The 22,411-nt window shown below is 69.8% G+C and carries 23 protein-coding genes; 9 read left to right on the plus strand and 14 right to left on the minus strand.

Translation table 11 applies throughout. The features are described from left to right. Positions 1 to 1,842: MMPL family transporter (locus tag F7Q96_RS24705; protein ID WP_151023463.1), on the minus strand; the 1,842-nt coding region annotated here is incomplete at its 3' end. A 92-nt stretch (positions 1,843 to 1,934) separates the two neighbouring features. Here F7Q96_RS24705 and F7Q96_RS24710 point away from each other — a divergent pair. Further along, complete coding sequence (locus F7Q96_RS24710; protein WP_053823666.1) at positions 1,935 to 2,576, plus strand: MlaC/ttg2D family ABC transporter substrate-binding protein; 642 nt, start codon at positions 1,935 to 1,937, stop codon at positions 2,574 to 2,576. An 11-nt stretch (positions 2,577 to 2,587) separates the two neighbouring features. Here F7Q96_RS24710 and F7Q96_RS24715 read toward each other — a convergent pair whose 3' ends face one another. The 6 genes from F7Q96_RS24715 to ispH all read right to left on the minus strand — a co-directional run bounded on the left by F7Q96_RS24715 (position 2,588) and on the right by ispH (position 9,388). Next, positions 2,588 to 3,628, minus strand: coding sequence for a lysylphosphatidylglycerol synthase domain-containing protein (locus F7Q96_RS24715; protein WP_151023465.1), 1,041 nt, complete (start codon positions 3,626 to 3,628; stop codon positions 2,588 to 2,590). Beyond that, on the minus strand, positions 3,625 to 4,467 hold the full coding sequence (hpnK, locus tag F7Q96_RS24720) for a hopanoid biosynthesis-associated protein HpnK (protein WP_249041718.1): 843 nt from the start codon (positions 4,465 to 4,467) through the stop codon (positions 3,625 to 3,627). Before hpnK ends, F7Q96_RS24715 begins: the two co-directional genes overlap by 4 nt. Before the next feature lie 101 nt (positions 4,468 to 4,568). Next, the gene (gene hpnJ, locus F7Q96_RS24725; RefSeq protein ID WP_053823668.1) at positions 4,569 to 5,990 is read right to left on the minus strand and encodes a hopanoid biosynthesis associated radical SAM protein HpnJ; all 1,422 of its coding nucleotides are present in this window, start codon (positions 5,988 to 5,990) and stop codon (positions 4,569 to 4,571) included. Continuing rightward, positions 5,987 to 7,192, minus strand: coding sequence for a bacteriohopanetetrol glucosamine biosynthesis glycosyltransferase HpnI (gene hpnI / locus F7Q96_RS24730; RefSeq protein WP_226995045.1), 1,206 nt, complete (start codon positions 7,190 to 7,192; stop codon positions 5,987 to 5,989). The genes hpnJ and hpnI overlap by 4 nt, the downstream gene beginning before the upstream one ends. A gap of 6 nt (positions 7,193 to 7,198) precedes the next feature. Continuing rightward, positions 7,199 to 8,386, minus strand: a complete 1,188-nt coding sequence (gene hpnH, locus F7Q96_RS24735) for an adenosyl-hopene transferase HpnH (RefSeq protein ID WP_151023467.1) — start codon at positions 8,384 to 8,386, stop codon at positions 7,199 to 7,201. Between the two features lie 66 nt (positions 8,387 to 8,452). Beyond that, positions 8,453 to 9,388 (minus strand): 4-hydroxy-3-methylbut-2-enyl diphosphate reductase, encoded by a 936-nt coding sequence (ispH, locus tag F7Q96_RS24740; protein ID WP_053823670.1) that lies wholly within the window; start codon positions 9,386 to 9,388, stop codon positions 8,453 to 8,455. A 252-nt stretch (positions 9,389 to 9,640) separates the two neighbouring features. Between ispH and hpnA the strand changes: the two genes are divergently transcribed. Further along, positions 9,641 to 10,642 carry a hopanoid-associated sugar epimerase gene (gene hpnA / locus F7Q96_RS24745; protein WP_170265982.1) on the plus strand — a complete coding sequence of 334 codons (1,002 nt, stop codon included), beginning with the start codon at positions 9,641 to 9,643 and terminating at the stop codon, positions 10,640 to 10,642. A gap of 77 nt (positions 10,643 to 10,719) precedes the next feature. Here hpnA and F7Q96_RS24750 read toward each other — a convergent pair whose 3' ends face one another. Continuing rightward, positions 10,720 to 11,196 carry a hypothetical protein gene (locus F7Q96_RS24750; RefSeq protein WP_226995046.1) on the minus strand — a complete coding sequence of 159 codons (477 nt, stop codon included), beginning with the start codon at positions 11,194 to 11,196 and terminating at the stop codon, positions 10,720 to 10,722. A gap of 250 nt (positions 11,197 to 11,446) precedes the next feature. On the opposite strand from F7Q96_RS24750, the gene F7Q96_RS27310 reads away from it, so the two are divergent. After that, entirely contained in the window at positions 11,447 to 11,785 is a 339-nt protein-coding gene (locus F7Q96_RS27310; RefSeq protein WP_232207036.1) for a hypothetical protein, read from the plus strand. 56 nt (positions 11,786 to 11,841) lie between these two features. Here the strand turns inward: F7Q96_RS27310 and F7Q96_RS24760 are convergent, their stop codons facing one another. Beyond that, positions 11,842 to 12,438 (minus strand): lipocalin family protein, encoded by a 597-nt coding sequence (locus F7Q96_RS24760; protein ID WP_023265134.1) that lies wholly within the window; start codon positions 12,436 to 12,438, stop codon positions 11,842 to 11,844. A 173-nt stretch (positions 12,439 to 12,611) separates the two neighbouring features. Between F7Q96_RS24760 and mdtD the strand changes: the two genes are divergently transcribed. Further along, positions 12,612 to 14,060 (plus strand): multidrug transporter subunit MdtD, encoded by a 1,449-nt coding sequence (gene mdtD, locus F7Q96_RS24765; protein ID WP_053823671.1) that lies wholly within the window; start codon positions 12,612 to 12,614, stop codon positions 14,058 to 14,060. A gap of 27 nt (positions 14,061 to 14,087) precedes the next feature. On the opposite strand, the gene F7Q96_RS24770 is transcribed toward mdtD, so the two are convergent. Continuing rightward, positions 14,088 to 14,390 carry a hypothetical protein gene (locus tag F7Q96_RS24770; protein ID WP_006577694.1) on the minus strand — a complete coding sequence of 101 codons (303 nt, stop codon included), beginning with the start codon at positions 14,388 to 14,390 and terminating at the stop codon, positions 14,088 to 14,090. A 247-nt stretch (positions 14,391 to 14,637) separates the two neighbouring features. Next, on the minus strand, positions 14,638 to 14,877 hold the full coding sequence (locus tag F7Q96_RS24775; RefSeq protein WP_006577695.1) for a hypothetical protein: 240 nt from the start codon (positions 14,875 to 14,877) through the stop codon (positions 14,638 to 14,640). A 162-nt stretch (positions 14,878 to 15,039) separates the two neighbouring features. Between F7Q96_RS24775 and F7Q96_RS24780 the strand changes: the two genes are divergently transcribed. After that, on the plus strand, positions 15,040 to 16,173 hold the full coding sequence (locus F7Q96_RS24780) for an AGE family epimerase/isomerase (protein ID WP_053823672.1): 1,134 nt from the start codon (positions 15,040 to 15,042) through the stop codon (positions 16,171 to 16,173). 24 nt (positions 16,174 to 16,197) lie between these two features. Here F7Q96_RS24780 and F7Q96_RS24785 read toward each other — a convergent pair whose 3' ends face one another. From F7Q96_RS24785 to F7Q96_RS24795, 3 genes are all read right to left on the minus strand, one after another. Next, the gene (locus tag F7Q96_RS24785; protein WP_151023469.1) at positions 16,198 to 16,569 is read right to left on the minus strand and encodes a hypothetical protein; all 372 of its coding nucleotides are present in this window, start codon (positions 16,567 to 16,569) and stop codon (positions 16,198 to 16,200) included. A 116-nt stretch (positions 16,570 to 16,685) separates the two neighbouring features. After that, positions 16,686 to 17,405: an alpha/beta hydrolase gene (locus F7Q96_RS24790; RefSeq protein WP_053823673.1), complete on the minus strand. Its 720-nt coding sequence runs from the start codon at positions 17,403 to 17,405 to the stop codon at positions 16,686 to 16,688. Positions 17,406 to 17,596: 191 nt separating this feature from the next. After that, positions 17,597 to 17,938 carry a hypothetical protein gene (locus tag F7Q96_RS24795; RefSeq protein ID WP_053823674.1) on the minus strand — a complete coding sequence of 114 codons (342 nt, stop codon included), beginning with the start codon at positions 17,936 to 17,938 and terminating at the stop codon, positions 17,597 to 17,599. A gap of 528 nt (positions 17,939 to 18,466) precedes the next feature. Between F7Q96_RS24795 and F7Q96_RS24800 the strand changes: the two genes are divergently transcribed. From F7Q96_RS24800 to F7Q96_RS24815, 4 genes are all read left to right on the plus strand, one after another. Beyond that, positions 18,467 to 18,883: a hypothetical protein gene (locus F7Q96_RS24800; RefSeq protein ID WP_053823675.1), complete on the plus strand. Its 417-nt coding sequence runs from the start codon at positions 18,467 to 18,469 to the stop codon at positions 18,881 to 18,883. A 292-nt stretch (positions 18,884 to 19,175) separates the two neighbouring features. Beyond that, positions 19,176 to 19,796: a TetR/AcrR family transcriptional regulator gene (locus F7Q96_RS24805; protein ID WP_053823676.1), complete on the plus strand. Its 621-nt coding sequence runs from the start codon at positions 19,176 to 19,178 to the stop codon at positions 19,794 to 19,796. Positions 19,797 to 19,953: 157 nt separating this feature from the next. Next, positions 19,954 to 21,612 (plus strand): histidine kinase N-terminal 7TM domain-containing protein, encoded by a 1,659-nt coding sequence (locus F7Q96_RS24810; protein WP_053824573.1) that lies wholly within the window; start codon positions 19,954 to 19,956, stop codon positions 21,610 to 21,612. 44 nt (positions 21,613 to 21,656) lie between these two features. Continuing rightward, the gene (locus tag F7Q96_RS24815) at positions 21,657 to 22,283 is read left to right on the plus strand and encodes a LysE family translocator (protein ID WP_053823677.1); all 627 of its coding nucleotides are present in this window, start codon (positions 21,657 to 21,659) and stop codon (positions 22,281 to 22,283) included. Positions 22,284 to 22,411 lie beyond the last annotated feature (128 nt).

Raw genomic sequence — 22,411 nt, forward strand, 5'->3', positions numbered from 1 at the left:
CAGCGCCTGGGCCAGCCGCCGCGCCTCGGTCACGCCGGCCGCTGGCGTGGTGCCCGGCGCAGAACGGGCGTTCGAAGCCAGCTCGAGCTGGGTCGCGGTCTGGCGCAACGCGGCCACGCGCTGCGCGTCGGCGGCCGGCGGCGCGGCCGGCTGCGTCAGCGCCGGCAGCAGCGCCCGCGCGGCCGATGCGATCAGGGGAAGCTTCGCGTCCTGGTCGGGCGGCACGAAGCTGTCGAGCGTGGCGACGCGCGCGACCTCGGGCCGTGCCGACAGCCGCGTTGCCAGCGCGCGTGCCGCCTCCAGCGAGGGCGCCAGCACGCTGACATCCTCGGTGCCGGCCTGCGGCGCGTCCTTCAGCGCGCGCAGCGTCGCCATCGATTCCGAAGCGGGGTCCTTCAGGTTCAGCGGATCGAAATCGAAGCGCAGCTGCGTCAGCAGCGGCGAGGCGGCCACGATGACCCCGCACGTGACCCACAGCACCGGCTTGCGATGGCGCTCGAAGAATTCGTCGGCGGGCGCGAGCCAGCGGATGCCCGGGGCGACCGTCTCGCCGTCGGGCTGCAGCACGCGGATCAGCGCCGGCAGCAGCGTGACCGTGGTGAAGAACGCGACGAACATGCCGACGCCGGCGATCAGGCCCAGCTCGGCCACGCCGCGATAGTCGGTCGGCAGGAAGGCGAAGAACGCCGCGGCCGTGGCCGCCGCCGCCAGCGACAGCGGGATCGCCAGCGCCTGCGCGGTATGGGCCAGCGCCGTCGCGATATGGTCGCGGTCGTGGCGTTCGGCCCGGTAGCGCACGCCGAACTGGATGCCGAAGTCCACGCCGAGGCCGACGAACAGCACGGCGAACGCGACCGAGATCATGTTGAGCGCGCCGACCATCGCCAGGCCCAGCGCCGCCGTGACGGCCAGGCCCGCGAACAGGCTCAGCAGCACGGCGACGATCAGCCGCGCCGAACGCAGCGCCAGCCACAGGATCAGGATCACCACCAGCACCGTCACCGCGCCATTCAGCGCGGCGCCGTCGGCCACCGAGGCGAACTCGTCGTCGGCCAGCGCCTGCGGCCCGGTCAGCCGCACCTCGGCCGCGTAGCGCTGCGCCAGTTGCAGCTGCGCGGCGCTGGCGCGGATCGCGGCCGACGCGTCGGCGCCGGCCTGCAGGTCGCCGTAATCGAGCACGGGGCTGACCGCGACGAAGGCCAGCGCCGGTCCGGCCGCGCGGGTGGGGTCCGCCAGCGTGCGCCAGGACAGCGCGGCCGGCCGGCCCGCCAGCACCTGCTCCAGCGTCATCGCACTGCGCGAGAGCAGCGGCGCCATCTGCGCCAGCGTGACCTGGCCCATCTGCAGCGGCAGGCCGAGCGTCACCGACAGCGTGTCGGCCAGCCCGCGCAGGCTCGGATCGCGCGCCAACGCGTTCAGCAGGGGCCGCGCATCGGTCAGGTCGCGCGTGAGCCGGGCCAGCGACGGCGTATCGACAAACAGCAGGCCGTTGCGCGCGAAGAAGGCGCCGCCGCCGGGCTGGCGCACCGCCTCGAAGTGCGACGGCTGTTCGCGCAGGGACTGCGCCAGCGCATCGGCTGCGGCCTCGGCCAGCTCGGGGACCGGTGCCTGCACGACCGCCAGGATCAGCCGGTCGCGGTCGGGGAAGGCCTGGTTCAGCGCGGCGTCGTAACGCGCCCATGGCGCGTCGACATCGAGCAGCCGGCCGATATCGGTGTTGATCGCGAAGTGCCGCGCCGCATACCAGCCGCTGGCGGCGCAGACCGCGGCCGCCAGCGCGATGGTCAGCCAGGCGCGCGCGGTCGCCAGCATCACCAGGCGGGTGACGGCCGCGGTCAGCATGTCCGCCAGGCCTTGCCAGCCGGCGCTGCAGCGGCCGCCGCGGCGGGGCTATACTCGATCGCTCGCCTTGCCATGCTGCCGGATTGCCGACCATGTTCCATATCCGTTCCCATTCGCCGATTGCCGCGCTGGCCATCGCGGCGCCCGCGCTGGTCTGTTCCCTGCCCGCCAGTGCCGCCGAGCGTGCCGCCCCGGACCGCCAGGTCCGTGCCGCCGTCGAAGGCGTGATCTCCGCGGTCCGATCCGATCCCGCGGCCGGCGCCGGCGACCAGGCCCGTGTCGTCGCCGTGGTGCGGCGCCAGTTCCTTCCGTACACCGATTTCGCGCGCACCACGCGGCTGGCGCTCGGTCCCGCCTGGCGCACCGCCAATCCGGTGCAGCAGCAGCAACTGGTCGAGCAGTTCCGCACGCTGCTGGTCCACACCTATGCGCTGTCGCTGTCGCAGCTGCGCGGCCAGGACGTCCAGTTCCGCTATACGCCGGCCCAGGCCGGCGCCAACGCCGACGACGTGGTGGTGCGCACCCGCGTGATCACCGCCGGCGACGACAACCAGATCGACTATCGGCTGCGGCGCGGCGCCGACGGCTGGAAGATCTACGACATCAACATGATGGGCGCGTGGCTGATCGAGGTCTATCGCCGCCAGTTCGCCGACATCGTCGAGCGCGACGGCATCGACGGACTGATCCGCTACCTGTCCGACCACAACGCGCGCCAGGCCGGCAGCCGCTGAAGCGCGGCGCCTCATCGCGGGCGGCCCCGCGCGCCCGCGTCGGGCTTGCCGTGGCGGTCGCGCCAGCGGCGCACCTCGAACCACTGCCACGACAGCAGCGCCGGCACGCCGTACAGCACCTCGCGCGCGCGCCGCACCAGCGCCAGCGACAGCGCGGTCTGCGCGTCGATGCCGAGCAGCTGTCCGAGCAGCATCACCACCGCCTCCTGCACGCCGAGTCCGCCCGGCACGAAGAAGGCCATGTTGCGCGCGGCCATCGTCAGCGACTCGATCGCCAGCGCCTCGCCGAACGAGACGGGATGGCCCAGCAGCCGCAGCGCGAGCCAGGTCTCGACGGTGCCGGCGGTCAGCCCGAGCAGTTGCCAGACCGCCGCGGTAACCGGCGTGCGCAGCCGTCCCAACAGCGCGCGGATGCGCTGGTCCAGGCCCGCGCCCAGGTCGGCGCCGGCGATCGCATCGACCATCCGGTGTTCCTCGCCGAGCAGGCGCCGGGCCAGCCGCTCGAGCCGTGCGAACAGCGCGCCATGCCGCAGCGCCAGCGCAAACGCGATCGGCAGCGGCAGCGACAGCAGCAGCCCGCCGCCGATCGTCAGCGCGCGCTGTTCCTGATGGCCGCCGGGAATCGCGGCGATCAGCAGCAGCACGCCGATCACGCAGTACAGGTACTGCGAGAACAGCGTGACCATCACTTCGACGACCACGCTGGCGGTGACCGCGCTGGTGTCGCCGACCTGCAGCCTGCCCAGCCGGATGCCGGCCAGCTCGCCGCCGACATTGGCCGTCGGCAGCAGCCGGTTGACCGCCTCGCGCACGCTGGCCACCCACCACAGGAACAGCATGCCGGGACGGGCCATCGGCGCGGCGGCGCGCAGTAAGCCCCGCCAGGCGCGCGCATCGAGGGCGATCGCGACGCCGTGCACCGGCAGCAGCCACAGCAGCGGCCAGCCGGCGCGCGCGACGGTGGCGGCGATCTGGCCCACGCCCTGGTGCACGATCAATGCGCCCAGCGCGATCAGTCCGATCAGACCCGCCAGCAGTCCGAGCCGCTTCATCGCGGCCACCCCGGCGAGGAACAGGGCCCGCCGTCGCCGATGCGCACCGCCAGCTGGTCGGCGAAGCCGCCGCGCCGCGGCGCCGCCCGCTCCAGCGCGGTGCGCACACGCGGCGACAGCAGCGCCGCCAGCTCGTCCGCATGGCGATAGCCGCGCATCGACGGGGCGATCCGTTCGCCCGATTCGGTGGCCGGATGCAGATAAAGTTCGCCGACGCCGGGCGGCAGCGCGCGCAGGGCGGCCAGCACCGCCTGTTCGTCCATCGCGCCGCTGCGGGCGATGCCGATCACGTAGTCGTTGTGCGCGATGCCGGCGGCATCGAGACGCCGGCGCAGCAGCGCGAGCCACGGGCGCAGCCACCATGGCGCGCCCGCTTCGCGCGGCAGACGCATCGCGCGCAGGCCGTAGCCGCGGCCGATGGCCAGGATCAGCGACAGCACGGTCGGATGCAGGTGGAAATGCTTGTGCGTGTTGACGTGATCGAGCGCCAGGCCGGTCGCGGCGAAGGCGGCGAACTGCGCGCGGATTTCCGCGGCCAGCTGGCGGCGCACCGAATCGGACAGCACGAAGCGCAGCCCGTCGCGCGCCATTGCGCTGCCGAAGCGACCGGCGGCGTCGACCAGGTCGGGGATCGCGGCCGGCGGCAATACCGACGGTCCGTCGGCCAGCACCAGATGCAGGCCGACGCGCAGCGTCGGCAGCCGGTGCGCGGGCGCGACCGCATCGGCCGCGGCCGGTGCGCCGACCATCAGGCTGGCGGCGTCGAGCACGCCGTGCCGATGCGCCAGCTCGACGGCCTCGTTGACGGCCGGGTGCAGCCCGAAGTCGTCGGCGGTCACGATCAGCGCGCGTGGCCGCGTCCGGCGCGTCGCCGTGGCGGTCGCTGCGGTCGCTGCGGTCGCTGCGGTCGTGGTCGTGGTCGTGGTCGGGCTGGGCAGGATCAGGCCTCGTGGGTATGCAGGAAGCGGAAGAACTCGACGCCCTCGCGCAGCCGCCGGCGCGTCATTTCCCAGCTGCCCATCATTTCGCGGGTGATCTCCCAGATCTTGGACGGGCGGAAATAGAAGCGGCGGTAGAAGGTCTCGACGCCGTGATAGATCTCGTCGCGCGACAGATGCGGATAGCTGATCGCCGCCAGCTGCACGCCGCGGTCGTTGACCAGCGGGATCACCTTGTCGTCGGCGAGCCAGCCGTTGTCGCGCGCCTGCCGGTACAGCGCGGTGCCGGGGTAGGGCGCGGCGAGCGAGACCTGGATCGTATGCGGATTGATTTCCTGCGCGAAGGCGATCGTCTTCTCGATGGTCTCGCGCGTCTCGCCGGGCAGGCCGAGGATGAAGGTGCCGTGGATCGTGATGCCGAGCCTGCGGCAGTCCTCGGTGAAGCGCCGCGCGATATCGGTGCGCAGGCCCTTCCTGATGTTCAGCAGGATCTGGTCGTCGCCCGACTCGTAGCCGACCAGCAGCAGCCGCAGGCCGTTGTCCTTCATGATCTTCAACGTGCTGTACGGCACGTTGGCCTTGGCATTGCACGACCATGTCACGCCCAGCTTGCCGAGCCCGCGCGCGATCTCCTCCACGCGCGGCCTGAAGTCGGTGAAGGTGTCGTCGTCGAACATGATCTCGCGCACCTCCGGCATATTGCGGCGGATCCATTCGACTTCGGCCAGCACGTTCTCCGGCGAGCGCACGCGGTAGCGGTGTCCGCCGACCGTCTGCGGCCACAGGCAGAACGTGCAGCGCGAGCGGCAGCCGCGGCCGGTGTAGATCGAGACATAGGGGTGCAGCAGATAGCCGATGAAGTAGTTGCGCAGGTTCAGGTCGCGCCGGTAGACCGGCGAGACGAACGGCAGTTCGTCCATGTTCTCGATCATCGGGCGCGGCGGGTTGTGTTCGATCGCGCCATCGGCCGCGCGGTAGCTCAGTCCGGCGATCCGCGGCAACGGCATGCCGGCGGCCACGTCGCGGCAGGTGTAGTCGAATTCCTCGCGGCAGACGAAGTCGATCGCCTCGCTGGCGGCCAGCGTGCCGCCGGGGTCCACCGCGGCCTTGGCGCCGACCATGCCGAGCCGGATCGTCGGATAGCGCGCCTTCAGCGCCTGCGCGAAACGCACGTCGGCCGGGAACGACGGCGTGCTGGTATGCACGATCACCAGTTCGTATTCGCTGGCGATGGCCAGCGTCTGTTCGAGGCTCAGGCCGTCGGCCGGCGCATCGAGCAGGCGGCTGCCCGGCACCAGTGCGGCCGGTTGCGCCAGCCAGGTCGGATACCAGAACGAACGGATCTCGCGCCTGGCCTGATAGCGCGACCCGGCACCGCCATCGAAGCCATCGAAGGAGGGCGCTTGCAGGAACAGGGTCTTCATCGGGTCCTCCGGGAGACGGAAGGGGACTGCCTATCGACGCGATCGTGCGGGCGTGGCCTGTCTGCGCGAGCTGCGGCGCTCGCCATCCCATCGCGCGTCCATTCGATGGCAAGGCGCGTGCCGCGCCAGCGCACCTGGCGGCCCGCCATTGCCACCGTCCATTCGAGCAGCAGCAGCGTATCGCGCAAGGGCGCGCGCAGCGCCGCGCCCGCGTCGCGGCAACGCAGCGACCGGGCCAGCGCTCCGAGCGCGGCCACGAGCGCGAGCGCGCGCGAGGACGCCAGCAGCAGCCCGAACGCCAGCATTGGCCAGGTAAAGGTCAGGAAGACCAGCGCGAAACCGGCGGGATCGAGCGCGCGCAGCGTCCGCAGCCAGCGCAGTTCGTGAGACCACAGCGCGCGCGGCGTGGTTTCCGCGATATCGGTGCGGACCTCGACATCGGACAGCACGGTGCGCAGCCCTTGCCGGCGGGTCAGCTCGCCGAGCCAGTAATCATCGGCGAGCCGGTCGGCCACGGCCGCGAAGCCGCCGATCCGCAGCAGCGCCTCGCGCCGCAGCGCGATGGTCGCGCCGAAGCCAAAGCGCTGGCTGCCGCCCGCCTGCGCGACGCGGACCGCGGGGACGAACCACTCGTCGATGAACTGGGCACCGAGCCGCGCCCATGCGCCACGCAGCGGCCGGCCGCGATACAGGCAGGTCACGATGCCGACGCGCGGATCGGCCAGCGGCGCGGTGACGCGCCGCAGATAGTCGGCGCGCACCGCGATATCGCTGTCCGCGATCACCAGCCGTTCGTGGCGTGCCAGCGGCAGCATCGCGATCAGGTTGGCGACCTTCGGATTGACGGGGGCGACGTTCGACAGCGCCGGCACGAGCCGCTGCGCGCCGACCGCCACGGCGATATCGCAGCCGGGGAACGCCCGCCGCAATCGCTCGACCGCGAGCAGCGCGGCATCGTCGGGCTCGGATACGCCGAACACCAGCTGGAAGCACGGATGGCGCTGCCGGCAGAAGCTGGCGAGATTGCGGTACAGGCGCGGCTCGTCGCCGCACAGCGGCTTGAGCACCGTCACCGGCGCGAGGCCATCGTCGCTGTCCACCGCTGGCGTTGGCAACGGACGGCGGCTGGCCCACCAGGCCGCTGCCGCATAGCCCGATGCCAGCACGGTCAGGATGGCGCCGGCCAGTCTCGCCCAGTCCATGCGCGTTCAATGCAGGGCGGTGGCCCGGCGTTCCGGCTTCGGCGCGCCGGCGGCCTGGCCGGCATGGTTGGGATCCGCGGCGCCGCGCCGGATCTGCTCGAGCTTGATCTCGACATGGCGCGAGAACACGTACTGGGCCGGGCGCTGGCCGTCCAGCGGAATATCGGGCGCCATCGGCCCGTCGGTACGCACGCCGCGCAGCGCCACGCGCATTGCCTTCAGCGGATGCGCGATGGTATCGGCGACCGCGGTGGCCTCGTAACCGCTGTGCACCATGCAGTTGGCGCATTTCTCGTAGTTGCCGGTGCCATAGGCATCCCAGTCGGTGTCCTCCATCAGCTCGCGGAACGTCGCCGCATAGCCTTCGCCCAGCAGATAGCAAGGACGCTGCCAGCCGAACACGGTGCGCGCGGGATTGCCCCACGGCGTGCAGCGGTAGGTCTGGTTGCCGGCGAGGAAATCGAGGAACAGCGTCGACTGGCTGAAGGCCCATTGGCGGCCGCGCCGGCCGCGCGCGAGGATGTCGCGGAACAGCTGCCGCGTCCTGCCGCGATGCAGGAAGTGCTGCTGGTCCGGCGCGCGCTCGTAGGCGTAGCCCGGAGAGACCGTGATGCCGTCCACGCCCATCGCCTTGACCGAATCGAAGAAGCGGGCCACGCGCTCGGCATCGGCGTCGTTGAACAGCGTGCAGTTGATGTTGACCCGAAAGCCGCGCTGCTTGGCGGCGCGGATCGCGGCGACCGCGCGCTCGTAGACGCCGGGCTGGCAGACCGCGCGATCGTGCATCCCGGCATCGCCGTCCAGATGCACGGACCAGACGAAGTAGGGGCTGGGCCGGTAGGCGTCGAGCTTCTTCTCCATCAGCAGCGCGTTGGTGCACAGGTAGACGAACTTGCGGCGCGCGACGATGCCTTCGACGATGGCCGGCATCTCCTTGTGCAGCAGCGGCTCGCCGCCGGCGATCGACACTACCGGCGCCCCGCATTCGTCGACCGCCGCCAGGCATTCGTCGAGCGACAGGCGCTGGTTCAGGATGGGCTCTGGATAGTCGATCTTGCCGCAGCCGGCGCAGGCCAGGTTGCAACGGAACAGCGGCTCGAGCATCAGCGCCAGCGGATAGCGCCGGCGGCCGGCCAGCCGCTGGCGGACCACATAGGCGCCCACGCGGGCGACCTGGAGCAGGGGGATGGCCAAGGCGCGCTTCCTCCTTCGATGTGGGTGGATGGATGCCTGGGCGGGATCGCGCTGCGCCCGGCGGTTTCAGGCCATCGTGACGCCGGCCAGTTCGGCGGGCAGCCGGAATTGCGCGTTTTCCTCGCGGCCGTTCATGGTGCTGACCTCGACCGGACCCAGACGCCGCAGCGCGGCCAGCACGTCCTCGACCATCGCTTCCGGCGCCGACGCTCCGGCGGTGATGCCGACCACCGCGGCATCGCGCACCCAGGCCGGGTCGAGCTCGCTGCCGTCCGCGATCAGATAGGACGGCACGCCGCTCTCGCTGCCGATCTCGCGCAGGCGGTTGGAATTCGAACTGTTGGGCGCGCCGATCACCAGCAGCACGTCGACCTGCGTGGCCAGTTCGCGCACCGCGCTCTGGCGATTCTGCGTGGCATAGCAGATGTCGCGCGTATCGGGTCCGACCAGATCGCGGAAGCGCCGTTCCAGTGCCGCGATGATGCCGCGCGTATCGTCGACGCTCAGCGTGGTCTGCGTGACATAGGCAAGCGGGGTATCGGCGGCCAGGTCCAGCTGTGCCACCTCGGCCTCGTTCTGTACCAGGATCACGCGGCCGGGAATCTGGCCCATGGTGCCGACCACCTCGGGATGGCCGGCATGGCCGATCAGGATCACGATGCGGCCGCTGGCCGCGTACTGCCGGCCCTGGTTATGGACCTTGATGACCAGCGGGCAGGTGGCGTCGATCGCATGCAACTGGCGCGACCTGGCTTCTTCCTCGACGCTGCGCGCGACGCCGTGCGCGCTGAAGATCGTCACGGCGTCGGCGGGGACCTCGTCGAGCTCCTCGACGAAACGCGCGCCCTTGCCGCGCAGGGTGTCGACCACATGGCGGTTGTGGACGATCTCGTGCCGCACGTAGACCGGCGCGCCGTGCTTGACCAGCGCGCGATCGACGATCTCGATCGCCCTTACCACGCCCGCGCAGAAGCCGCGCGGCTGAGCCAGAATCACCCGCATGGAGACCTTCCCCCTGGCAATACACCCTCGACACGGCGGCATCGGCACAGAGCCATCGATGCAGCGCCATCGACGCAGCGTTGTCGGCAAACCGCCTTGAGGCAGCCGCCTTGTCCGGTGTCCGGGAAGCGCTTCCCGGCGCACGGTGGTTACTATATACCCGCGTCACCGCCTTTGCCCGGCCGGCCCGGCGCGGCCGGCGAGTTCGACGAGACGATGGACAGCACCATGGAGAGCCCGATGGAGAGCCCGATGGAAGGCATCGACGACGACGTTCTGGTCACCGGGGCATCGGGTTTTCTCGGCTCGGCGGTCGCGCGGCAAGGAATCGCGCGCGGCTGGCGCGTGCGCGTGCTGGTCCGCGCCGGCAGCCCGCGCGGCAATCTCGACGGCTTGCCGGTGCGCATCGTCGAGGGCGACATGTGCGACCCGAAGTCGGTCGAGCTTGCGATGCGCGGGGTCCGCTATCTGTTCCACGTGGCGGCGGACTATCGGCTGTGGGCGCCCGAGCCCGAGGCCATCGTCCGCACCAATGTGGTCGGCGCCGAGACGATGATGGCAGCGGCCCGGCGCTGCGGCGTCGAGAAGGTCGTCTATACCAGCAGCGTCGCCACGCTGCGCGTGCAGGGCGCGACCGCGCCGGTCACCGAGACCGCCACGCTGTCGCCGCAGCAGGCGATCGGGGCGTACAAGCGCAGCAAGGTGCTGGCCGAGCGCGCGGTCGAACGCGAGATCGCCGCCGGCTTGCCGGCCGTGATCGTCAATCCGTCGACACCGATCGGGCCGCGCGACATCCGCCCGACGCCCACCGGCCGCGTGATCGTCGAAGCGGCCAGCGGGCGCATTCCGGCCTTCGTCGATACCGGGCTCAATCTCGCGCATGTCGACGACGTCGCGCAGGGGCATTGGCTCGCGCTCGAACGCGGACGCATCGGCGAGCGCTATATCCTCGGCGGCGAGGACGTGCCGCTGCGGCAGATGCTGCGCGATATCGCCGAGCTGACCGGCCGCCGCGGCCCGCTGGTGCCGCTGCCGCGCTGGCCGCTGATCCCGTTCGCGCATCTGTCGGAGGCCATCGCGCGGCGGCGCGGCACCGAGCCCCTGCTGACGGTCGACGGGCTGGCGATGTCGCGCTACCGCATGTACTTCAGCTCGGACAAGGCCCGCCGCGAACTGGACTACCGGCCGCGTCCATACCGGGAAGGGCTGCGCGATGCGGTCGAGTGGTTTCGCGGGGCGGGGTATCTGCGCTGAGACCCGGGGATTCGAGCGCGCAAATGTATCGGCGGCCCGCAGGCCGCCGATCGACAACAAGGGTCATGGGATCGGATTTACCAGCGCAGCTGCTTGTTGCGCTGGCCGGCGCTCAGCGTGGTGCGCTTCGATTTGCCCTGATAGTCCGCAGTGACCTGGTAGGTGCCCTTCGGCCCCTTGATCAGGCAGCGCGGTCCGGTCGAGCGGAAGTTGGCGACCTGCTTGCCGCCGCGCGACAGCGTGATATCGACGTCGGACAGGTATTCGCCGCGCGGGCCTTCGGTCATCAGCAGGCCCATGTCGTAGTTGCGGGCCTCGGCGCGCATCGCTTGCTGTTCGTCTTCCGCGACGCCGCCGCAGACATAGGTGAAGGGGCCGGCCGTCTGCGGCGTCAGGTCCGCCGCGAGGGCCGGGACGCCGAAGGCCAGCGCGCCGAGCGCGGCTGCACCGAAGCGGACCAGAGGACCGGCGGGGCGGTGCGGTTGACGGGGAGGATCGGAGCGGCCGGAATGGCCAAGGCAGGACGATTCGGATGCAAGAGTCGGAGTCTTCATCGATGTTCTCCTGTGACGGGGATAGCCGTTTGACGATGCGAAGGGCCGGTTTGTTCTCGCCTCGCCGGCAATTTGCCGACCGGTTTTCGGCTTTCTTGCCGATTCCGCAAAAGTGGGCCGGCCCATCGACGCGGCGGCGGAGGCCCGGGCACGTAATACAGCGTCACAAATGCAACACTTCCCGAGGCCAATATTACGGCGCCGCCGCATACAGTACGCCCATGTTCAACGGTTCCTCAGGGGGACAGCCATGAAACGGATTCTCGCAATGGCCGCCGTGGGCGGTGCCATGCTTGCAGCCAGCGCCGCGGCGCATGCCGGGGTGGATATCCATATCGGCGTCGGCGTGCCCGGCGTGGTCGTGGCGCCGGCACCGGTCTACCGGCCGGCTCCGGTCTATGCCCCCGCGCCCGTCTATGCGCCCGCTCCGGTCGCCTATGCGCCGGCGCCGGTGGTGGTGGCGCCCCGTCCGGTGGTCGTCGCTCCCGCGCCGGTCCGCTACGGCCCGCCGTATGGCTATGCGCGCGGCTGGCATCGCCACGACGGCTACCGCGAGGCGCGCTGGCGGGATCACGGCCGCTGGCACTGAGCCACGGACGCCGGCTCCGCGATCCATGGCGGCGCGCAGCCGGCGTCCCGGCCGCCTCAGGCCGGCGCGGCGGGCGCCGGCGCTTCCTGCAGCGTGGCGTGTTCGGTCATGCGCAGCGCGTCGACGTCGTAGCCGAGCTCGGCGACCCGATGCAGCAATTGCGAGCGCAGCGCCGGCTCCGGGTCGCGCGCCCGCGTCAGGATCCACAGATAGCGGCCTGACGGCTCGCCGACGATCGACCAGCTGTAGTCCTCGGCGTGATCCAGGATCCAGTAGTCGCCGACATAGAACGGTCCGAAGAACGACACCTTGAACTTGGCGTTGCGGCTGTCCGGCACGACGCGCGCCTTGCCGCGCGAGATGCGGGGCTTGCCGGTGGCGTCGCGGCCGGCGCGATTGACGATGTCGAGCAATCCATCCGGGCGCAGGCTGTACTCCGCGGTGACCGCGTCGGCGCCTTGCTCGAAGTGGTTGTCGTAGCGCGCCATCTCGTACCAGCGCCCCAGGTAAGGGTCAAGTTCCACATCCTTGTCCGGCTCGGGCACGTGCGGGTTGCGCACGGGTTCGCGCGAGCGCGCGGCCAGCAGCAGTGCCGCACCAACGCTGGCGACGCCGGCAAGCGTGGCCAGCGTGGTCATGCGAGCCTTGTTCATGTCTGCCTCCTTGGCATCCTTTGGGTCGGGACATCGGCCAGTCTAGGCAGCGATGACCGCCGGCGGCATCGGTCCGCGTCCTACGCGCCCCGGGGGCGGCTGCCGGCCTTGTCGTACCGCAACGATGTGGCGTATCGTGCTGTATTGATTTGTCTCCATGGATTTGCAGCCGCATGACGCCCACCCAGGACAGTGAAGCCCGCACGCGCAAGGTGATGTTGTGGGTCGTCGCGGTCGGCTTCTTCATGCAGACGCTGGACAGCACCATCGTCAATACCGCGCTGCCGGCGATGGCGGCCAGCCTCGGCGAGAGTCCGCTGCGGATGCAGTCGGTGATCATCGCGTACTCGCTGACGATGGCCGTGATCATCCCGGCGTCGGGCTGGCTGGCCGACCGCTTCGGCACGCGCCGGATCTTCCAGCTGGCGATCGCGCTGTTCGTGCTGGGCTCGCTGCTGTGCGCCTATGCGCAGAGCCTGCCGTTCCTGGTGGCGGCGCGCGTCGTGCAGGGCGTCGGCGGCGCGATGCTGCTGCCGGTCGGGCGTCTGGCGGTGCTGCGGACCTTTCCGCGCGAACAGTTCCTGCAGGCGCTGAGCTTCGTCGCGATTCCGGGCATGATCGGTCCGCTGATCGGGCCGACGCTGGGCGGCTGGCTGACGCAGGCGCTGTCGTGGCACTGGATCTTCCTGATCAACGTGCCGGTCGGGCTGCTGGGCGGCCTGGCGACGCTGCGCTACATGCCGGACAGCCGTCTGGCCGAGACCGGCCGTTTCGACCTCGCCGGCTACGCCTTGCTCGCGACGGCGATGGTGACGATCTCCTTCGCGCTGGACGGCCTGGCCGACTTCGGCTTCGAGCACGCGACCGTGCTGATGCTGCTGATCGCCAGCCTGGCCGCGCTGACAGCCTACGCGCTGCACGCGGCGCGGCGCACGCAGCCGCTGTTTCCGCTGACGCTGTTCCGCATCCACAGCTTCAGCGTGGGCCTGCTCGGCAATCTGTTCGCGCGCATCGGCAACGGCGCGATGCCCTTCCTGATCCCGCTGACGCTGCAGGTATGCCTTGGCTACTCGCCGCTGTACGCGGGCCTGATGATGCTGCCCGTGACCGCGGCCGGCATGCTGTCCAAGCGCGTGGCGACCCGCCTGATCGAGCGGCACGGCTATCGCCGCGTGCTGGTGACCAATACCTTCGTGGTAGGCCTGGTGATCGCCTCGTTCGGGCTGATTTCGCCGACCTTGCCGCTGCCGCTGGTGCTGTGCCAGCTGGCGCTGTTCGGCGCCGTCAATTCGATCCAGTTCACCGCGATGAATACGGTCACGCTGAAGGATCTCGGCGGCGCCAGCGCCAGCGGCGGCAACAGCCTGCTGTCGATGGTGCAGATGCTGGCGATGAGTCTGGCGGTGACCTCCGCCGGCGCCCTGCTGGGGACCTTCAACCGCGTATTGCAGGAGCATGCGCAGGCCGGACCGCTGCCGGCGTTTCATGCCACCTTCGTCTGCGTCGGGCTGATTACGTCGGCGTCGGCGTGGATCTTCATGCAGCTGACGCCGGAGGACGATACCGGCACGGGCCGGGCCGCCCGGGAAACCCGCGAGACGGCCGAGGCGGCGGAGGTCTGACGGTTGGGGCCGGGCAGGGCGCGCCGATCAGGACTGGCGTGCCTGCGCCGGAAGGTGGGCGCGGCGGATATTGGGGGCGCAGGGCGGGATGTCGTGATGCCACTCGCGCGGAATGTCGGGTTCGACATCATATTCGTTGCGCACGATGGTCTCGATCGCGGTACAGACGCCGACCGTGCCCCTGGGGCCCACGCAGACCAGGCTGCGCGGATGCTCGGCATGGCGCGGTACCGCGTACACGTGCATGCCTTCCCGATACAGCGGATGGCTCGGCAGCCGCGCGTTCACCATCTCGACGAAGCGGCGCGGACTGATCACTGGCTTTTCCATGGCGGTCTCCCTGCGAGCGGAACAGCCTCTCTTGCCGGTGCGCCGTGGCGCCGGTGGCGAGTGGGGTTCTCCCGTCGTGGTGAGAGTCGGTCGGATCGGGTCCAGCGAGACGCCGACGGCGTCTGCGCCCTGCCGGCAAGGTGCCGTCAAGCCAGGTCGCGAGCGCGCAGAAGACCCGCGTCGGGCGGTGGCCCGACGCCTTCAGGGTAGTGCATATCGGCCGGCGTTCAAGCGCCGGCGCCGCGGCTCAGTGCTCCGTGGCGACGCGGGGGCCGTTCAGCAGCCGATTGCATTCGGCCCAGCCGGCCGCCTGCGCCTCGGCCTGCGTGGGCCACTCGGCGTGCGCTTCGATGATGCAGTCGCAGTCGGCGCTGCCGCAGTGCTCCTCGAGCACCATCTGCCAGGTGTAGGCCTGCGGCTGCAGCTCGATCACGTGCAGCACCACGGTGCGGTGCTGGTCGGACAGGGACAGGGATGTGTTCGGCATGGCGGATACCCCCTTGCTACCTGATTCATCGTAGCAGTTGGACCGCGGGATTTCGGCCTGGGGCGCCGTCCGGTCCGCCGCTTTTGTTTCGTGGGCATTTACAGTATCTTCTGCGCTTGCGCGTGCCCTCGCCCGTGCTCCGCCGCCGACCTCCTTGTCTCGATGAGCCGCATTTCCTCCTCCGCCGCTTCGAACACATCCGCCGACCTGGGCGCCGCCGTCGCCTCGCTGCTGGCGCACTACGACTCCACGGTGCTGCCGCTGTGGACCGGCCCCGGCTGGCACGAATCGATCGGCTTGCCCTACGAGGCGCTGGCGGGGCACGATGCCAGCCCGCTGCCGGTGCGGCGCTATCGGGCGATGGCCTGCGCGCGGCAGCTCTACGTGTTTTCGAGGCAGGCGGACGGCCTCGCGCATGCCGATACGCTGTTCGCCGCGCTGCGCCGGCGGTTCGCCGATCCGGACGGTGGCTGGTACTACAGCATCGACGCCGACGGCGCGCCGCTCGATACCGGCAAGGATCTGTACACACACGCCTTCGTCGTGTTCGCCTGCGCCGCGTACTGGCGCCGCAGCGGCAATGCCGACGCACGCGCGGTGCTCGACGATACCGCCGCGCTGATCGAAACGAAGTTCGGCATGCCGGACGGCCTGTACCACGCCGCGCTGGCGCGCGACTTCACCGTCGAGCGGAAGGCGGTGCTGCAGAACCCGGTGATGCATTTGACCGAGGCCTATCTGGCCGCCTGCGAGGCCACCGGTGACCAGTGGTATGTGCCGCGGTTGCGGGAGATCGCGCGGCAGGTCCAGCGCACCTTTGTCGATCCGGCCAACGGCTGCATCGCCGAACTGCCGCTGGGCAGCGCCGACAACCGCATCGAGCCGGGCCACCAGTTCGAGTGGTACTCGCTGCTGGCGATGGCGCCGTCGGTGTTTGGCGCGTGCGAACTGGGCGAGTCGCTGACGCGCGGCTGTGCCTTCGCGCATCGCCATGGCGTGGCACCGCTGACGCAGGGCGTTGCCGCGGCGCTCGACGCCGACGGACGCATCATCGATGCGACCCAGCGCATCTGGGCGCAGACCGAATACGCGCGCGCGCTGGCGCTGCGTGGCGACGACGAAGGCCGCGCGGCACTGGCCCGGTGGCTGGCCGCCTTCCCCGGCCGTTTCCTGCATGGACACGGCTGGCACGAATGCATCGGTCCCGACGGTGCGGTGCTGCGCGACGAGATGCCGTCGACCACGCCATACCATCTGGCCACCGCCTACGAGGCGCTGCGCAAGCTGCTCGGTTGAATCGGCGGGGTACAGCGGGGCGGCTCAGTCCTGCACGCCGTTCTCGCGCAGCAGCCGCTCGCATTCGTCGAGCATGTCGTGCGCGAAAGCCGACTGATAGTTCGGGTCCAGCGCTTCCATCATTTCATGCGCGGCGTACAGCCCCGCGGAGCGCGACAGCGTCTCGGCGAGCTGGCGTGCCAGCTGATCGCTCAGCTCCGACAGCAGCCGGCGCTCGCTCAACGCCAATTGCAGCCGCGAACGCGACAACCATTGCCCGGCCAGCGTCGCGCCCTGCGCGTCGGTCATCCATTTGCCATGCTCGTAATAGGCGGACAGGCGTTCGGCGGCCAACGCGAACAGCAGCGCCTTGCGGGTATCGAAATCGAGCAGGGGAGCGGGGGGAGTCGCGGACATCGGAAAACGAATCGGATTGGCACGGGCGGTGGTGTGCCCGACGAACGGAAATTGGCGCGGTCAGTCGATGCGAGCGGGCAACGGCAATGGCAGCGGCAGCGGCAGCGGCAGCGGTATCAAGCCGCGGAACCGGCGCCGGCCGCCGCCAGCCGCTGGCCAAGCCAGACGCCGATGTCGGCGATCTCCTCGAGGCAGACCGAATGAGGCATCGGATAGGTTTGCCACGTCAGCGGATAACCGCGTTGCTGCAACAGGTCGCGCGCCTGCGTGCCCAGCGCCAGCGGTACGACGTCATCCTGTGCCCCGTGCGCGGCGAAGACCGGCGTGGCGGCGTTGGCCGGCGCCGCCTCGGCGTCCAGCAGCGCGGGCGAGGCCAGATAGGCCGACAGCGCGATGATGCCGGCCAGCGGCTCCGGATGGGTCAGTCCGGCCAGATAGGCCATCGCGCCGCCCTGCGAGAACCCCGCCAGCACGATCCGCGAACTCGGGATGCCGCGCGCGTTCTCGCGTGCGATCAGCGCGCGGATCGTCTCGCGCGACGCGCGAATGCCGCTCTCGTCCGCGTGGCGCCGCGCGTCGCTGAGCGACACGATGTCGTACCAGGCGCGCATGATATAGCCGCCGTTGCAGGTCACCGGAATCAGCGGCGCGTGCGGAAAGACGAAGCGCACCGCCGCGCCGGCAGGCAGGCCCAGTTCGGGCACCACCGGTACGAAATCGCCGCCGTCGGCGCCCAGGCCGTGCATCCAGATCACGGCAAAGCGTGGCTCCGGTGCTGTTTCGATTTCGATGGGGGCATCGGCGGCGGATGGGGCGGCGTGGAAGGCTTCGGTCATGGCAGGGCGCGAGGGTCAACGGCGCGCTGGGGAGGGACTGGACGGCATCGACAGGGGATGGCGTGCGGTGCCCTCAGGGAAACGCCGGCATCCGCACTTTGCGAATGCAACGGCGCCAGGCAGCGCGGCTGCGCAGTATCGCACAGAAGCGGCGCGTGCCCGCCGCGGGGCGCGCCGCCGACAGCAATCGATCAGGCCGCGGACGGCACGATCGGCACGGTGGTCAATCCAGGCGCGATGCGCGAAGGCTGCGTGGCAGTCTGCGACGGCACCGGCGTGGTGTGCGAGGCCGCAGCCTCGGCCTGCTCGGCCGCCGCGGCCTCGCTGGCGCGGCGTTTGTCGACGACCTGTTCCACTCCGGCGGTGGCGACCTCTTCCAGGAAGCCCACCATGTCGCGGTAGTAGTCGACCTGCATCTGCGCCTCCAGCAGCCGCCGTTCGGCCTGGAACAGCGCAAGCCGCATGTCCTGCAACTCCTTGGCGGCGATCTTTTCCGGGCTGGGCGCAATGAACAGTGATGCAAGCGAACGCATGGCGGTGTACCTCCCGTACTGGATTCGATGATCCTTGTGGTCGAAAAACCTCTCAGGCCATGCGATCCAATATAGACGCCAATGCACGTCGGCCATGTGCGGCGGACCGCATCCGTAGCGGATCGCCCACAACCGCGCGCCACGACCGATTGCCGAATGGCGGCGGAGCAGGGTAGATTGTCCGGTGTGCCGCGGTCAGGCACCCAAATTGATGAGCTTGGCTTCACGTGGCGCTCTACGTTGCGCGATTGCGCGGGGGCGCCACCATATTTTCCTTGACTATCTATCTATCGGTAGATAACATGCAACGCATGGAAGGCGCAGTCCGTTGAAGCCCCGAAGAAAATTCGAATTCGACGAACTGCAGGTCCCACCAGCATTACGAGCCGCCGAGGCTATTTTTTTGACATGGACTATCTATCTATGAGTAGATAATCTATGTCGCGAAAGCGCCGGTGCCACCGTTGCCAGGACTGACGCGGGACTCTGAACGACAACCCCCGGTCCACCGAAGCCAGGAGAAACACCATGCAAGCCAAGTTCGCCAAGACCGTGATCGCCATCGCCACCGTGGCCGCCGCAGCCATTGCGGGGCAGGCAGCCGCCGCGCCCACGGGCAGCGTGCCGGCTGATCGCTACGGCTACGAACTGCGTACCGGCAAGTTCGATCCGTACAGCGAGGGCGCCCGCACTGGCAAGTTCGATGTCTACAGCGAGGGCGCGCGGGCCGGCAAGTTCGACGTCTACAGCGAGGGCGCGCGGGCCGGCAAGTTCGACCCGTTCACCGAAGGCGCCCGCGGCGGCAAGACGGATCCGTTCACCGACAGCTTCCGCAGCGCCGGCCTGGATCGCACTGGCGTCTCGGCCTCGCCGTCGCGCCGCTTCGACGCGTACACCGACGGCGCTCGCAGCGTCGATGCCTACACCGACGGCGCCCGCGCCTGAGTCCGCGGCGGGCACCGAGCCCGCGGCCATCATCGTGGTCGGGCCGCCCGTACCGCGGCCCGGCTTGTTTTCAGGAGTCGATCATGGGAATTCGCGACAGTGTTCTGATTGTGTCCGGCTGGCTGTTGCTCTGTGGGGCAAGTGGTTGGCTCGTCACGGCGATCGCGCAGGTGTTGCCCGCGTGAAGGCGGGCATGGGCTCGCATCTTGCATGACGCCAGCACGGCAGACATGCCGGCAATCCGGGGCTATCCCTCATTGCTAACCTATCTGTTGGTAGATAAAGTGGCGTCATGAAAGCGCAATCCGTCCGCGAGCAACTGCTCGACCATACCTTCGCCTTGATCCGCCGGCGCGGTTTCAATGGTTTCAGCTACCGCGACCTGGCCGACCTGGTCGGCGTCAAGACGTCCAGCATCCACTATTACTTCCCGTGCAAGGAAGACTTGGCGCTGGAAGCGACCAAGCAATACACGGCCCGGATCGCCGAGGAACTGAGCCATATCGACCCGGCGCTGAGCCCGCTCGAGCGCGCCGAGCTCTATCTGAACGGCTGGCGCCGCAAGCTCGATCCGGACCAGATCTGCATGTGCGGCATGCTGGCGACCGAAACCGAGTGCCTGCCCGAGGCGGTCCATGCGGTGCTGAGGGACTTCTTCTTGCTGCACGAGCGCCTGCTGACCGGCATGATCGAACAGGCCCGCGCCGAAGGCGCGCCGGCCCAGCCGATTCCGGCTTCCGAGCTCGCCATGGTGATCTTCGGCGCGCTGCAGAGCGGCCTGATCTCGGCGCGGCTGTTCCGCTCGCCCGAGCGCTGGGAGGCCGCGGCGCAGATGCTGCTGGCCGCGGTTGGCAAGCCGGCAGGCACGTCCGCATCGGCCACGGCGCAGGCGGCCGAAGCCGCGGCCGGTTGAGCGCGGCGACGCCGCACGCCGGCCTCCATGACCGGCGCCGGTCGATCGTGACCGGCCGCCCGGTGCCGCCTCCGGCTTGCTACCCGGCAGGCGCCGACACCCACCCCTGTGCAGCAGCGGTTGCCCGCTCGGGCGCGGCATGCTGCAATCCTGCCCGATGGCGATCTCCCTGCTGATTCTGCTGATGGCCGGCGCATTGCTGGTGTGCGCCGCGATCGCGATCGCCGCTTGGCCGCGGCGCGACGATCCGACCGTGCGGGCGTTCCTGCTGCTGGCGATCGGCGCCGGCATCTGGTGCGCCGGGCGCATGCTGGAAATCCAGGCGCCGAACGTGGCCGAACGCATCCTCTGGGCCAAGCTGCAGTATCCGGGCATCCTGATGGTGCCGGTGGGGTGGCTGCTGTCGGTCGTGCGGCTGACGCGTCCCGATCTTGTGGTCGGCCGCGGCTGGCTGACGCTGGCGCTGACGGTCAGTGTCGCCGGCATGGTGCTGGTGCTGACCAACGAACGCCATGGCCTGGTCTGGCCTCAGGTCCAGTGGTTCGGCGGCGTGGGCCTGCATACGCGCGCCGTGTTCTCGCACGGCCCAGCCTATTGGGCGCTGGCCGCCTATGGTTACGGCCTGCTGTCGGCGAGCCTGTATTTCCTCGTGATGGCGCGTCCGCGCGGCAAGCTGTCGGGCGGGGGCAGGGCGCTGCTGATCGGCGGGCTGCTGTTGCCGGTAGTTGCCAACGTCGCCTATCTGCGCGGCTGGACGACTGCGCTCGGCGGCGACCTGACGCCCGCAACGTTCTCGGTGATGGCGCTGCTGGTCTGGCTGTGCGCGCTGCGGCCGCATCTGGGGGATGTCGGCCACTATGCGCGGCTGCGCGTGTTCGATGCGCTGCGCGAAGGCTGCGTGATCGTTGACGATCGCGACCGGATCGCCGATCTGAACCGCACCGCGCAGCGCATGTTGCCGGGACTTCGGCGCGGCGACCCGGCGCCCGCTTCATGGATGGCGACCCGGCCCTATGTGGCCGGCGTCCCCGACTACGAGCTGACGGTCGAGCCGGTGCGCAATCTGGACGATCGGGTCATCGGCCGCATCGTCTTCGTGCGCGACGTCAGCGCGTTTCGCACGCGCGAGCATGCGCTGGTGGAAGAGAACTCCAATCTGGCGGTGCGGCTCAACGAGACCGTCGACAAGCTGCTGCGCATCGAAGGCGATCTGTATCGCGACCCGCTGACCGGCCTGTTCAACCGGCGCTTCTTCCAGCGCGAGGCCGGTGTGCTGCTGGCTGCCGCGCAGGAGCGCGGCACGCCGCTTGGGCTGATGCTGATCGACGTCGACTTCTTCAAGCAGTACAACGACATCTACGGCCACCTGCGCGGCGACGAATGTCTGCGTGCGATCGGTGCCACGCTGGCGCAGACGCTGGACGAGGGCGCCAGCTTCTGTGCGCGTGTCGGTGGCGAGGAATTCGCCGTGGTGCTGCACCAGGCGGACGCCGAGCGTACCCGCGCCATCGGCATGCGCATGCTGCAGGCGGTGCGGTCGCTGCAGATGCCGCACGCCGGCGCCGATCCGTCCCATCCGTTCCTCAGCATCAGCGTCGGCGCGGTGACGCGCGTTCCGGACTCACCGCTGATCGAGGAACTGGTGGCGGCAGCCGATGTCGCGCTCTATGCGGCCAAACGCGGCGGCCGCAACCGGCTGGTGATGGCCGGGGGCCAGGCGAGCGCGCCAAGGCCCGGGGACAGCACCGCCAACGCCGCCAACGCCGCCAACGCCGCCAACGCTGGTAACGCCGATCCATCGCGCCCGCTGGTCTGACTGCGCCGCCGGCCCTCCAGGGCTGCCAGCCTCAAGGAGACAAGATGCCCACGCTCGATACGCTGATCGCCTTCTTCGGCATTGCGGTGCTGCTTGGCCTCGCGCCCGGGCCCGACAACGTCTTCGTGCTGCTGCAGTCGGCCATGCGCGGCCCGCGCGCCGGTTTGACGGTGGTGCTGGGCCTGTGCACCGGCCTGCTGTTCCATACGGCCGCCGTCGCGCTCGGACTGGCGACGCTGTTCGCGGCGTCGGCCACCGCCTTCACCGTGCTGAAGGTCTGCGGCGCGCTGTACCTGGCATGGTTGGCGTGGCAGGCGTTCCGCGCGCCGGTCGATGCGCCGATGCAGCAGGGCGAGCGGGCGGGCGACGGCTGGCAGATGTATCGCCGCGGTGTGGTGATGAACGTCACCAATCCCAAGGTCGCGATCTTCTTTCTTGCTTTCCTGCCGCAGTTCGTGTCGCCGGCGCAAGGACCGATCGCGATGCAGATCGCGGTGCTCGGCGCGGTCTTCATGCTCGCGACGCTGCTGGTATTCGGCGCGATCGCGTGGTTCTCGGGTTTGTTCGGCACCTTGCTGCTGCGCTCGGCGCGGGCGCGACGGGCGTTGAACTGGTTCGCCGGCACTGTCTTCGCCGGCCTGGCGCTGCGGCTCGCGACGGCGCAGCGATAGGGCCCAACGATAGGGCCCAGCGGCTGTGCGAGGCGGCACCGATACGCGCCGCGATTTGGCGCGCCATGGCTGCCCGTATAGATTCTGAAACACGGATCGCAGCACGTCGGCGAATTTCTACAGCGTCG

The organism is Cupriavidus gilardii (genome assembly GCF_008801915.1).
Taxonomy (GTDB): Bacteria; Pseudomonadota; Gammaproteobacteria; order Burkholderiales; family Burkholderiaceae; genus Cupriavidus; species Cupriavidus gilardii.

What these genes read in the sequence shown, in the direction of transcription:
- F7Q96_RS24710 (WP_053823666.1), top strand. Translation starts at nt 1,935, where the DNA reads ATGTTCCATATCCGTTCCCATTCGCCGATTGCCGCGCTGGCCATCGCG.
- F7Q96_RS24715 (WP_151023465.1), bottom strand. Translation starts at nt 3,628, where the DNA reads ATGAAGCGGCTCGGACTGCTGGCGGGTCTGATCGGACTGATCGCGCTG.
- hpnJ (WP_053823668.1), bottom strand. Translation starts at nt 5,990, where the DNA reads ATGAAGACCCTGTTCCTGCAAGCGCCCTCCTTCGATGGCTTCGATGGC.
- hpnI (WP_226995045.1), bottom strand. Translation starts at nt 7,192, where the DNA reads ATGGACTGGGCGAGACTGGCCGGCGCCATCCTGACCGTGCTGGCATCG.
- ispH (WP_053823670.1), bottom strand. Translation starts at nt 9,388, where the DNA reads ATGCGGGTGATTCTGGCTCAGCCGCGCGGCTTCTGCGCGGGCGTGGTA.
- hpnA (WP_170265982.1), top strand. Translation starts at nt 9,641, where the DNA reads ATGGAAGGCATCGACGACGACGTTCTGGTCACCGGGGCATCGGGTTTT.
- F7Q96_RS24750 (WP_226995046.1), bottom strand. Translation starts at nt 11,196, where the DNA reads ATGAAGACTCCGACTCTTGCATCCGAATCGTCCTGCCTTGGCCATTCC.
- F7Q96_RS27310 (WP_232207036.1), top strand. Translation starts at nt 11,447, where the DNA reads ATGAAACGGATTCTCGCAATGGCCGCCGTGGGCGGTGCCATGCTTGCA.
- F7Q96_RS24760 (WP_023265134.1), bottom strand. Translation starts at nt 12,438, where the DNA reads ATGAACAAGGCTCGCATGACCACGCTGGCCACGCTTGCCGGCGTCGCC.
- mdtD (WP_053823671.1), top strand. Translation starts at nt 12,612, where the DNA reads ATGACGCCCACCCAGGACAGTGAAGCCCGCACGCGCAAGGTGATGTTG.
- F7Q96_RS24770 (WP_006577694.1), bottom strand. Translation starts at nt 14,390, where the DNA reads ATGGAAAAGCCAGTGATCAGTCCGCGCCGCTTCGTCGAGATGGTGAAC.
- F7Q96_RS24775 (WP_006577695.1), bottom strand. Translation starts at nt 14,877, where the DNA reads ATGCCGAACACATCCCTGTCCCTGTCCGACCAGCACCGCACCGTGGTG.
- F7Q96_RS24780 (WP_053823672.1), top strand. Translation starts at nt 15,040, where the DNA reads ATGAGCCGCATTTCCTCCTCCGCCGCTTCGAACACATCCGCCGACCTG.
- F7Q96_RS24785 (WP_151023469.1), bottom strand. Translation starts at nt 16,569, where the DNA reads ATGTCCGCGACTCCCCCCGCTCCCCTGCTCGATTTCGATACCCGCAAG.
- F7Q96_RS24790 (WP_053823673.1), bottom strand. Translation starts at nt 17,405, where the DNA reads ATGACCGAAGCCTTCCACGCCGCCCCATCCGCCGCCGATGCCCCCATC.
- F7Q96_RS24795 (WP_053823674.1), bottom strand. Translation starts at nt 17,938, where the DNA reads ATGCGTTCGCTTGCATCACTGTTCATTGCGCCCAGCCCGGAAAAGATC.
- F7Q96_RS24800 (WP_053823675.1), top strand. Translation starts at nt 18,467, where the DNA reads ATGCAAGCCAAGTTCGCCAAGACCGTGATCGCCATCGCCACCGTGGCC.
- F7Q96_RS24805 (WP_053823676.1), top strand. Translation starts at nt 19,176, where the DNA reads ATGAAAGCGCAATCCGTCCGCGAGCAACTGCTCGACCATACCTTCGCC.
- F7Q96_RS24810 (WP_053824573.1), top strand. Translation starts at nt 19,954, where the DNA reads ATGGCGATCTCCCTGCTGATTCTGCTGATGGCCGGCGCATTGCTGGTG.
- F7Q96_RS24815 (WP_053823677.1), top strand. Translation starts at nt 21,657, where the DNA reads ATGCCCACGCTCGATACGCTGATCGCCTTCTTCGGCATTGCGGTGCTG.